The sequence below is a fragment of the Xanthocytophaga flava genome (genome assembly GCF_030068545.1).
GTDB lineage: Bacteria > Bacteroidota > Bacteroidia > Cytophagales > 172606-1 > Xanthocytophaga > Xanthocytophaga flava.
The window spans coordinates 42,443-53,943 of sequence record NZ_JASJOR010000044.1; the positions used below are offsets into that span (position 1 = coordinate 42,443).

Genomic DNA, 11,501 nt, shown 5'->3' on the forward strand with positions numbered 1-11,501 from the left:
AATAGATGAGGAAGCTGTTAAGATATGGAGTGGTGCTTTTTTAGCTATACAACTTATTCTTAGTATAAACCTGGTGATATCCACAAGAGAAAAAGATATCCCTTCTACGAAAGATCTTCATTCTTAGTAATTGAATTTCAATCAGTTTGTATAAAACTTTGGAAAATAGTAGTTCTTTACGAGCAAAAACTTCTACTTTTGCGTTTATCTATGTAAACCAGATTCACACTCGTACGTGAGTCGCTAAAACCCATTTTTATGTCAGATCAAATCAAAATTACCCTGCCTGACGGAAGCGTTCGTGAGTTTCCGAAAGGTTCCAGCAGTATGGACGTTGCTTTGTCCATCAGCGAAGGATTGGCCCGTAATGTGCTGTCCGCTAAAGTAAAAACAACTTCTATGGCAGAAGGACAGGTATGGGATGCTTCCCGCCCTATTGATGAGGATGCAGAAGTAAAATTATTGACCTGGAATGATGAAGAAGGCAAAGCTACTTTCTGGCATTCGTCTGCTCACTTAATGGCTGAAGCCATCGAAGCTTTATATCCCGGAACAAAATTTGGGATTGGACCTGCCATTGAGAAAGGTTTCTATTATGATATTGATTTAGGTGATAAATCATTGACTCAGGAAGATTTCAAGCGTATTGAAGATAAAATGCTTGAACTGGCCCGGCAGAAAGAAGAGTTTAAACGTGAGTCGATAAGTAAAGCAGATGCTATTGCTTATTTTAAAGAAAAGGGTGATGAATACAAGTTGGAGTTGTTGGATCGTCTGGAAGATGGAAGTATCACTTTCTATACTCAGGGTAACTTTACTGATTTGTGTCGTGGACCTCATATCCCTAACACAGGTGTCATTAAAGCGGCTAAGTTAATGAACGTAGCGGGTGCATACTGGTTAGGACAGACTGACCGTAAACAGTTGACTCGTGTGTATGCCGTCACTTTCCCAAAACAGAAAGAACTGGATGAATATGTGCATCTGTTGGAAGAGGCGAAGAAACGCGATCACCGTAAACTGGGTAAAGAACTGGAACTGTTTACTTTCTCTGAGAAGGTAGGAGCTGGTTTACCACTGTGGTTACCAAAAGGGGCGTTATTACGTGAACGTCTGGAAAACTTTATGCGTCGTGCCCAGGTAAAAGCAGGATACTCACCTGTGGTTACCCCACACATTGGAAGCAAGAAGTTATATGTGACTTCAGGCCACTGGGATAAATATGGTAAAGACTCTTTTCAGCCTATTCACACACCGGAAGAAGATGAGGAGTTTTTGCTGAAACCTATGAACTGTCCGCACCACTGCGAAATTTATAAGTCCAAGCCACGTAGTTACAAGGAGTTACCTTTGCGGCTGGCTGAATTTGGTACTGTATATCGGTATGAGCAGAGTGGGGAATTACATGGTTTGACTCGTGTAAGAGGATTTACTCAGGATGATGCACACATTTTTTGTCGCCCGGATCAGGTAGAAGATGAGTTTAAGAAAGTAATTGATCTGGTACAGCATACCTTTAAGTCACTTGGCTTTGAAGATTATACTGCCCAGGTTTCTCTGAGAGATCCAGAGAACAAACAGAAATATATTGGAACAGACGAGCAATGGGAGAAAGCAGAGAACTCTATTCGCCGGGCTGCTGCTGAAAAAGGGTTGACTACTGTAGAAGAACTAGGTGAGGCTGCTTTTTATGGTCCCAAGCTGGATTTTATGGTAAAAGATGCATTGGGCCGGAAATGGCAGCTGGGAACTATCCAGGTAGATTATAACCTGCCTGAACGTTTTGAACTGGAATACATTGGTGCAGATAGCCAGAAACATCGTCCGGTTATGATTCACCGTGCACCATTTGGTTCACTGGAGCGTTTTATAGCTGTATTGACTGAGCACTGTGCAGGTAATTTCCCATTGTGGCTGGCTCCGGATCAGATTGCTGTATTGCCTATTTCTGAAAAGTATACAGAGTATGCTCAGGATGTGTTTAGTGCATTACAACAAGCCGACATCCGTGGATTTATGGATAACCGGGATGAAAAGATCGGAAAGAAAATCCGGGATGCAGAAGTGCAAAAAGTGCCTTTTATGTTGATAGTAGGAGAGAAAGAGCAGGCAGATCAGAAAGTTTCTGTACGTCGGCACGGCCATGGTGATTTGGGTAGCTTTACCCTGCATGAGTTTGTCGAAATCTTCCGCCAGGAAGCAGAGAAACATTTGCAAACTGTTTAATATATAATCTAGACTATAAAACAAAACCCTCATGTTTACATGAGGGTTTTGTTTTATAGTCTATTGCGAATTGACAAATTGATTCAATCGATCTATTAGTTGATCAACGTGTTCCGCTCTGGTATGAAGGCTGGTAACACCCACACGCAATACCTTGCCATACTCTGCAATAGGAATAGTGGAGAGCCAGAAGTTTCCTTCCTGTTCTACCTGTTTCTGTATTTTATCTGTAGAAATAATCCCTGATAGAATAGCAGGATGAGTAAAATTAAGTACAGCTACCGGACTATCGTTGATAATAAGCCAACCAGATGCCATTAGTTTTTCTTTCATGTATTCTGCAAGCTGACACTGGTACTCCATTTGTGTTGCGATGGCATTCTGCCCTTTTTCTGCCAGTACCATAAATAGTTTCAATCCGATAAATCTTCTGGACCATTGCAGACTAGTGGCATAGGGTTCCGTTTGCAGATGAGATGGCATATAGGCTGCCGGAATATTGAATGCTGTTTGCACAGCTGTACTATGTTTAGTAAAGAACATACCCGCTCCCATAGAAGTGGATAGCCATTTGTGTGCATCAATGGTTATTGAATCAGCCTGTTCAATACCATTTAGATACGATTTAAGCTTCTCAGATAGTACGGCTGCTCCAGCCCACGCAGCATCTACATGAAACCAGAGATCATATTTCTCTGCTAACTTTGCTAGTTGTGGTAGAGGGTCGATGGTTCCACTACCTGTTGTACCTGCAGTACCTATCAAAACAGCAGGGTCGTAACCAGCCAAAATATCTTTCTGAATTTGTTCTTCCAGATGGAACAGACTTATCTTTAACGACTTATCAAGAGGAATCTTTCGTAATGTTTTAGACCCTAACCCTGTATTTTTCACAACCTTATCAAACGAGTTGTGTCCCGCTTCAGAGATGTATACAACAGGTTTTTTTTCCAAGGCCCAAACTCCTTCTTCAACATACGCAGGATACCGATGTGCTAATGCAGCTAATAATCCCATATGATTGGCTTCCGAACCTCCAGAGGTGAAACAGGAGTAGTAATCACCTGAGTAGCCAATATGTTGAGCCATAAAGTCAAGTACATGTTTTTCAATGGCATTGGCAGCAGGCGAATGAGAGTGTACTGCCAACTGAGGATTGTATAAAGCTACCAGCGCATCCGCAATAATAGAAGCCTGAGTGGTGGCAGGATTATACAAACCAAAATAACCAGGATGAGGTACATGAAGATTGCCTTCTTTGAGAATGTTACTTACCTGTGTAGTAAGGGTAGCTAGTTCTATAGGTTCCTGAAAGTCATAGGAATGTAGCCGTTTTTCAAGCTGCTTTGTTGTGATATGAGGTGCAATTGTATGAGGAAAGATCTGACTCTGATAGCTTTCTATGATTTCTTGCAGAAGTGAAAGTGGAGTTTGCATGGCTCTTTGATAGTATAATGTAAAGATACCAGAACCTGATGGCTTTTGAACGGTTGTTCGATAAAAGTAATCACAAGACGAATTCATTTCTTCATCTTGTAATTACATAAAAGCCATCCACTAATCACAATTACAACTAATACCTGCTTTGGCAAATGTACCTTCAGTAGCATAACCATCTCGTTTCCACCAATCCAGTCCGCCAATAAGTTCTTTGACAGTTACTCCTAATTTGGCAAGTTTATAAGCACCTTTGGTAGATCCATTACAGCCAATGCCATCACAATAAGTGACATAGATATAGCTAAGATCAAGCTGTTTGACCGTTTCTTCATTCATGGTTTTGTGATGAAAGTTTTGGGCAACCGGAATATGTTCATTGGCATAGGCTTCGGGTGAACGAACATCCAGAATAATAATCTTTTCATTGTTCAGAATAGCCTGGTGAGCATCCCAGGAATCAATTTCATAGGCTAACTTGTCTTCGTAATGTTTTACATGTGCATTCATAACGGTATGGGTTTTGGTGATGGATGCAAAGCTAGTGAGTGCGGAAATGGCTCAAAAACGAAAAGATTTCATGTCCATTATCAAATTTTTTCATGAAAAACCCTGAGGTGCAAATAGTACCTTTGCCGATATTCTTTTTGTTAAAATATAAAGTAGGAATCAAGACTGTCAATGGAGATCCGTCATCTGAAATTAATAAAAGCGATTGTAGAGGAAGGAAGCATTACAAAAGCGATAGATAAGCTGCATCTAACTCAATCTGCCTTAAGCCATCAACTGAAAGAGGCTGAATACCAGTTAGGAACGAAGATATTTGTACGATTAAACAAGAAGTGGATTCTAACTAGTGCAGGGGAGAAGATATATACTCTGGCTAATGATATTCTGACTAAACTTTCAGAAACGGAGCAGGAAATCAAACAGTTGGTGTATGGAGAGGTAGGGGAGATTCGTATCAGTACAGAGTGTTATACAAGTTATCACTGGCTGCCTTCTCTGATGCGTCAGTTTCATGTACTGTATCCTAATGTAGAAATCAAGATTGTCATGGAAGCTACCCATGAGCCGTTACAAAGGCTAACAGAAGGTATGCTGGATATTGCTATTAGTAGCGATCCTGTCAAAGACGAGAATATCAAATACATTGAATTATTTCAGGATGAGATGGTTGCGGTAGTACCAGACGAACATCCCTGGGTAAATAAAAGATTTGTAGAAGCACAGGATTTCGCAGACCAGAATCTTATTATTCATTCACTTCCCTTAAAAACGGTGACTATCCACCAGCATATATTGGCACCTGCCAATATATCACCTAAGAAGATTATCATTCTTCCGCTGACAGAAGCTTCACTGGAAATGGTGAAAGCTGATATGGGAGTAATGGTAATGGCTAAGTGGGCACTGCAGCCTTATTTACATGCAGGTAATCTGAAAACTGTTAAGATTGGCAAAAATGGATTGAAGCGAAAACATTATATAGCTGTTTTGAAAAAGCGTCAGTATCCGGCGTATTTCAATCATTTTATAGATTTTTTACAAAGCGAAATAAAAGTAGGATGAGTTATCATTTTCGTATATGTCAGCTGGAAGATATAGATGCTTTACTGATATTATGTCAAGAACATGCAGAATATGAGCAGACTAATTATATGTTGGAAGGGAAGAAAGAAGTTTTTCAAAAGTTGCTTTCACTCGAGAATTCTCCTTTGCATTGTTGGATAGTGGAGGATGGGAGAGAGATTATAGGGTACTTTACCTATACATTTGATTTCTCAACCTGGGATGCGGGCTATTTTTTACATCTGGATTGTTTGTACCTAAAACCATTCTGTCGTGGTAAAGGGATCGGATATTCTATCATGCAATGGCTGAAGAAAATAGCCGTTGAAAGATCTTGTGTAAATATACAATGGCAGACTCCAGTTTTTAATGAAAATGCTATTCGGTTTTATAAATGCATTGGTGGTAAAGGAAAAGAGAAAGTCCGTTTTTCTTTATCTATTTAACAGATAACCAATACACTACTTTTTTATTTACTACGATTAAATTCTGGAAAGTCCGATTTCTTCTTATGATGAGATAGATCAGGCTTTGGGTATTTTTTATTGCTCCTTGTGTATAAGAGATGATTTTTTTAAATTAAACTTTCAATATGTTTTGAAAATAAAATATATTGTCACTAGCTTTGCATAGTTAAATCCAAGGCAAAGGTATCATGACAGATCAATTAAAAAGGCACCCATTTCCTGTTGTTGCTCACTTTAAATTTTCATTGGTACTATCTTATGCATTACCTCAGGAAGTATTGCGTCCCTTGTTACCTCCTCATCTGGAATTAGATACTTTTAATGATTTTGGTTTTGTAACAGTGGCAATGGTGCAAACAGAAAATCTGCGTCCGGCAGGATTTCCTGAGTGGATGGGACAGAATTTCTTTTTAATCGGTTATCGTTTGTTTGTTCGTTACCATACTACCAATGGGAAGAGGCTGCGTGGATTATACATTCTCCGATCAGAAACAGATAAACTACTGATGAAGACATTGGGAAACATGTTAACCCATTACCAGTATGCGTTGACAGATATTCAGTGGAACATGAAAGAGAAAAACATATCTGTATTCAGTAGGACCTCAGATTTACATGTAGAGGTACAGTGGAATGACGAGCATAGCCAGCTGCCTGAAAATTCCGTATTTGCTAACTGGAAAGAGGCTCGTCGTTTTGCCGGGCCGCTACCTTTTACCTTCGATTTTAAGCCAAAGACTAATCACATGACTATCATTGAAGGTGTTCGTGAAAACTGGACTCCCTTGCCTGTAAATGTACAAGCTGCCAGAATTGGTTTTCTGAACAATACTCCTTTTGACCACCCTGAATTACAATTATCCAATGCATTTGTGGTACAGAACATTCCGTATCGATGGGAGAAAGGAAGGATAGAAAACGTATTACAATAGGGTGATAGAAGTCAAATTTGATCTAATCTGTATAGTATAACATGGAAACATCCTATCAAAGAAAATATTGGGAAGGCGTAGTAAACATAATACGATTCAACTGGCATTTTTATGTGCTGGCTTTTGGAATAGTGTTAGTTGTCTGTATCCTGATTTACCTAGATGTGTTTACAGGATTAATACAGCCTATTGCTGGTATTGGCACAGGAATCGCATTCTTTTATCTGCTAGGTTCTTTAGTGGTGTCGCATTTTATCTACGACCGATCCGATTTATACAAGCTGACTTGGCTAAACCGCTTGCAACTATCTGGAATTGGAACATTTGTGAATATACATTCCGGATTTGATGAGACTAGTTTGCTATTACAGCGTTTTTTTCCAGGTGCAGACTGGAAGATCTTAGACTTTTATGATCCAGCAAAAAATACAGAGATTTCAATTAAACGTGCCCGCAAATATAAGCCTGTAGTAGCAGGAACAAGAACTGTTCAGACAACAAATTGGAATTTGTTGTCAGGTTCTGTCACTACTATCTTTGGATTTCTGGCTATTCATGAGATTCGCACACCGGAAGAAAAGGTTCTTTTTTTTCAGGAAGCATATCGTGTGTTGGAGAAAGAAGGACATTTCATATTAATAGAACATTTAAGGGATAGAAATAACTTTCTAGCGTATGGACCTGGCTTTTTTCACTTTTTTTCCGAAAGATCATGGAAAGAAGCATTTAATAAAACCGAGTTTTTACTGATTGATCAGTTTCGTATCAGTCCATTTATTAGTGTATTCGTATTGAAGAAATAAACTAACTCTTACTTATGGCTAATGGTTTAATTCTACATCTGCATATTATTGGATGTCTATTACTCTTACTGGCAGTTGTTCACCTTGATTTTCCCAGACGCTTCAGCTGGAAGATTGAATTGTCTTCTTTGTCATTAATGAACAGACAAATGATTCAGGTTCATACCTTTTTTATTGCCTTGTTTGTGGGATTGAATGGTCTATTATTCTTATCAATGGCGGAAGAATTACTACAACCTTCCCCTTTAGCTCGTGCTATCACTATTGGCTTACTTGTTTTTTGGGGATGTCGGTTAGTGTTTCAATTTTTGGTATACGATTCTGCACTTTGGCGAGGCAAGCGTTTTGAGACTATTATGCATATTATATTTAGTCTATTCTGGTCTTATTGCCTGGTCATCTTTATTCTACTATTCACCATACAAATACAATGAACCCAGGATTACTATTCTTTTTGAGGTTAGTGTTATGCCTCAATTGGTTGTATCAAGGACTTTACCTCAAACTAATTAAAGTTGACAAACATCATCTGGATGTAGTAAAGGGGCTTGGAGAGGGTATATTATCTGCTCAGCAATTTTTGTGGATAATAGGCATTGGCGAAACTATACTTGCTTTAGGAATATTGAGTGGTTTATACTACAGGTTTGTTTCCTGGTTTCAAATAGGGTTAATTTTACTAATGAATATAATAGGTATTTTGTTTAGTGGCGCTATAGAAGCACCTATTGGCTTATTAATTACAAACCTACCTTTGCTTTGTTGTGCTTATATTATAGGAAAATATGGTCCCGGAAAATTTCTTTAAACTATACTATTGTGAGTCATAAACAAGTCTCATCTTTCTGGAAATGGGGACGATTGGGAAAGAAAAGGATTAGTCAACCTCGTTTGTTATTTGGCCAGGTATGGGAAGATCCGGTGGTTGAAGTAGCGTTATTAAAGCAGGTTCCTGATCCTCAGCATATTTGTGTGGTAGCATCAGCAGGATGTACAGCTTTTAGCCTGGCTGGCCATACTTCAGCACAAATAGCCGCAATTGATATCAATACTGCTCAGATTTACTTTTGTCAGCTTAAGTCTGCATTGCTGCAAGTACTTAGTTATAAAGATTTTTTAAATGCTCTGGACAAGAATGCTGAGTCTTTCTATAAGAAAGTAGAAAGACTATTACCTGATGAAACGCAACAATATTGGTCTGATAATCTGCATTTACTGAGCAGAGGTATGAATCATGCCGGTTTTATAGATCGGAAGATGACTTGGTTTTCTACCGTTTTTTTGAAACTTGTTTCTTCTTCAAATTTGTTTCATCAATTTTTGAATTTGACTGATGTAGAACAACAAAAGCAGCAATTTCCTGTTGTGCTAAAAGAGAAACGTTTAAAGAGGATAGTCTCTATTCTGTTAAGCAAGACAATTCTTAAGTGGATATTCGGAAAAGAGGTGATAAGTCGTTTACCTACGGATTTTTCGCTGTATATTTTCAACAAATTACAAACCTGGTTTACAACTACACCCTTACATAGCAATCCGTATATATGGCAGACATTCCTGCAAAGCTATAATTACGAGTTAGAAAATACACTGCCTTTATATTTGTGGCCTTCTGTCTATAAACATATAAAAGAGAAACTATCCAATATTCATTGGATGCAAAGTGATATGGTAAATTATCTGACAACACAACCCGCTGCCAGTATCCATTTCTTTGCAATGTCTAATATTCTGGAAGCAATGGATGAGGTTTTTACAGCAAGAGTATTGAAGGAGATCAGGAGAACTGCATGTCAGGATGCATTGATTGTATTTCGGTATATAGTTTTAGACCCAGATGTCTATATACAGCAATTGGTTGGTTTCGAGTTAATTAATGCAGATGAATATGTAATAAAAGAACAGGAAAGAAGCGGTATCTGCAACAATTTTAGAATATATAAAATCGTATCTGCCATTAAATAAAATTCCTCTGTCATACTGATTGACAGAGGAATGACTGGTAATGTTATGTTTAAAATTCTTTTATTCTTTATCCAGTAATCTCACCAGTAGTTTGTCTATTCGATTACCATCCATATCTACAATTTCAAAAGATAAGTTATTCCACTCAAATTTTTCACCAGTCTTAGGGATTTCATGGGCTATATTAAATATTAACCCTCCTAAAGTATGAAAGCCTGCCCGTTCTTCCGGATCAACATCTCCCATTTCAAAATATTGAAGAAATTCTTCAAAGGACATTAGACCATCAACCAGAAACGTTCCATCCTCACGTTCTACAATTGTATAACTTTCATCTGTTGCAGGTTCCAGTTCACCTACCATGGCCTCAAATAAATCTTTAAGCGTAACCAGTCCCTGTATGGTTCCAAACTCATCAACTACCATGGCAATTCGGTTTTTGGATTTCTGAAACTGTTCCAAAACCCGAAATGCTTTCATGCTCTCAGGAATAAATAAAGGTTTTTCTGCTATATTTTGTAAGTCTACAGTACCATTCTGCAAAAGAGTTTGTAGAAATTGTTTAGTAGAAACAATTCCAATAACATCGTCCAGGGAATCATTACATACAGGAAAATGACTATAAGGAGCTTGCATAACAGTTTCTTTTATGTTATCAAACTCATCATTACTATCAATCCATTCAATATCAAGTTTATTGGTCATGATAGATCCGACCCGTCTGTCACTTAATGTAAATACCCGATCTACTATTTCCTGTTCTACTTCTTCGAATATACCCATATTGGTTCCCTGAGCTACCAGCGATTTAATTTCTTCTTCTGTTACAGAAGGCTCATCAGAAGGTTTTATCTGAAATAGCTTTAATAACAAGTCTGTAGTTATACTCAAAATCCAGACAAATGGGAGAAAGAGCTTAGATATCAGATTCATTGGGATTGCCATAACCCGGGCAATGCCTTCAGGGAAGTTCATGCCGATTCGTTTTGGCACCAACTCTCCTAATACCAAAGAGAAAAATGTAATGGCTACTACAATTACAGAGAATGCAATTTCATTGCTGTAGGGTCTGAGTTGCTCAAATTGAGCAATCCATACAGCCAGATTTTCTGATAAACGTGCTCCCCCAAATGCTCCGGTTATAACACCTATTGTTGTAATACCCACTTGCACAGTAGAGAGAAATTTATTAGGATCATTGGCAAGTGAAAGTGCTACCTCCGCATTACGATCTCCTTTTTGTGCATCATTTTCGAGCCGGGATTTGCGAGAGGACACAATGGCAATCTCCGCCATTGAAAAAATACCATTGATTAAAATAAGTAAGAGGATGAAAAAAACCTCTGATGCCATGTAAAGGGATAGGATGATTGAGGGCGCAATATAGGAAATTCTGATATTATTTTCAGGAATGCTCCTTCAGTTTGCCCTCATATAACTTATTTTCCTTCAATGTGTCCTTCTTTAAGTAATGTTATTTTACTCTGTATAGAGGTTACATTGCATACAATAATATGCCTTAGTTGGATAGCTAACTTACTTCTTCTTTTTCCTCTATTGGCTAGTATTTCTTTTAAAAGAAGCAACAAAATTACTTTTCTCACAATGCATTGACTTGAATACATCCAGTCTAGTATACATATACATATAAAGATGAATTGTATAGCTACTGCTAGATAAGAGTGCCATAATTTAAAAATACGAGATCAAAACTGACATGGTAAGAAACATACAGAAAAGACCAAGAAATGCTGAGATTTCTCCAGGAACTTTGAGGTTGAATTGTAAGAAGAGATTTAGAGTGATTTACCTAGGGTGAAGGAAGAGTATGAAAAGGAAGATCACTAGTCTCTTTAGTAGTAAGCAAATCCATAATGCATCTGATAACACAGCTATACTGATAAACATGTCAAAACAATTACTCTACAGACTTGCTATTACGAGCATCCTTTGGATGATTACAATAGCGTATACCAACGCCCAGAGTTTATACTGGGTAGGAGATGGCGGATCATGGAATGATGACAGCCACTGGTCTGCTACTTCAGGTGGAAGTGGAGGGGCAGGTGTGCCTGCCACTACCAATGCAGCCATCTTTGATG

General features: G+C 38.3%; 12 protein-coding genes. 9 read left to right on the forward strand and 3 right to left on the reverse strand.

Features of this window, described 5'->3' with window-relative positions; genetic code table 11:
• Positions 1–258: 258 nt before the first annotated feature.
• Positions 259–2,226 carry a threonine--tRNA ligase gene (gene thrS, locus QNI15_RS35800; RefSeq protein ID WP_314036725.1) on the forward strand — a complete coding sequence of 656 codons (1,968 nt, stop codon included), beginning with the start codon at positions 259–261 and terminating at the stop codon, positions 2,224–2,226.
• 60 nt (positions 2,227–2,286) lie between these two features.
• Here the strand turns inward: thrS and QNI15_RS35805 are convergent, their stop codons facing one another.
• A complete protein-coding gene (locus QNI15_RS35805) occupies positions 2,287–3,750 on the reverse strand; it encodes a pyridoxal phosphate-dependent decarboxylase family protein (protein ID WP_314036726.1) in 1,464 nt (487 codons plus the stop codon).
• A gap of 33 nt (positions 3,751–3,783) precedes the next feature.
• Positions 3,784–4,173, reverse strand: a complete 390-nt coding sequence (locus QNI15_RS35810) for a rhodanese-like domain-containing protein (protein WP_314036728.1) — start codon at positions 4,171–4,173, stop codon at positions 3,784–3,786.
• A 171-nt stretch (positions 4,174–4,344) separates the two neighbouring features.
• Here QNI15_RS35810 and QNI15_RS35815 point away from each other — a divergent pair, with 171 nt between their 5' ends.
• From QNI15_RS35815 to QNI15_RS35845, 7 genes are all read left to right on the forward strand, one after another.
• The gene (locus QNI15_RS35815) at positions 4,345–5,235 is read left to right on the forward strand and encodes a LysR family transcriptional regulator (protein ID WP_314036730.1); all 891 of its coding nucleotides are present in this window, start codon (positions 4,345–4,347) and stop codon (positions 5,233–5,235) included.
• Positions 5,232–5,681 carry a GNAT family N-acetyltransferase gene (locus QNI15_RS35820; RefSeq protein ID WP_314036732.1) on the forward strand — a complete coding sequence of 150 codons (450 nt, stop codon included), beginning with the start codon at positions 5,232–5,234 and terminating at the stop codon, positions 5,679–5,681. The genes QNI15_RS35815 and QNI15_RS35820 overlap by 4 nt, the downstream gene beginning before the upstream one ends.
• A 209-nt stretch (positions 5,682–5,890) precedes the next feature.
• The gene (locus QNI15_RS35825) at positions 5,891–6,634 is read left to right on the forward strand and encodes a DUF2071 domain-containing protein (RefSeq protein WP_314036734.1); all 744 of its coding nucleotides are present in this window, start codon (positions 5,891–5,893) and stop codon (positions 6,632–6,634) included.
• Positions 6,635–6,675: 41 nt separating this feature from the next.
• Positions 6,676–7,437, forward strand: a complete 762-nt coding sequence (locus tag QNI15_RS35830) for a methyltransferase (protein WP_314036736.1) — start codon at positions 6,676–6,678, stop codon at positions 7,435–7,437.
• Positions 7,438–7,451: 14 nt separating this feature from the next.
• Complete coding sequence (locus QNI15_RS35835; protein WP_314036738.1) at positions 7,452–7,871, forward strand: hypothetical protein; 420 nt, start codon at positions 7,452–7,454, stop codon at positions 7,869–7,871.
• Positions 7,868–8,245: a DoxX-like family protein gene (locus QNI15_RS35840; RefSeq protein WP_314036740.1), complete on the forward strand. Its 378-nt coding sequence runs from the start codon at positions 7,868–7,870 to the stop codon at positions 8,243–8,245. The genes QNI15_RS35835 and QNI15_RS35840 overlap by 4 nt, the downstream gene beginning before the upstream one ends.
• Positions 8,246–8,256: 11 nt before the next feature.
• Positions 8,257–9,399: a DUF3419 family protein gene (locus QNI15_RS35845; RefSeq protein ID WP_314036742.1), complete on the forward strand. Its 1,143-nt coding sequence runs from the start codon at positions 8,257–8,259 to the stop codon at positions 9,397–9,399.
• 60 nt (positions 9,400–9,459) lie between these two features.
• Here the strand turns inward: QNI15_RS35845 and QNI15_RS35850 are convergent, their stop codons facing one another.
• Complete coding sequence (locus tag QNI15_RS35850; protein WP_314003424.1) at positions 9,460–10,752, reverse strand: hemolysin family protein; 1,293 nt, start codon at positions 10,750–10,752, stop codon at positions 9,460–9,462.
• A 553-nt stretch (positions 10,753–11,305) separates the two neighbouring features.
• On the opposite strand from QNI15_RS35850, the gene QNI15_RS35855 reads away from it, so the two are divergent.
• Positions 11,306–11,501: hypothetical protein (locus QNI15_RS35855; protein ID WP_314036744.1), on the forward strand; the 196-nt coding region annotated here is incomplete at its 3' end.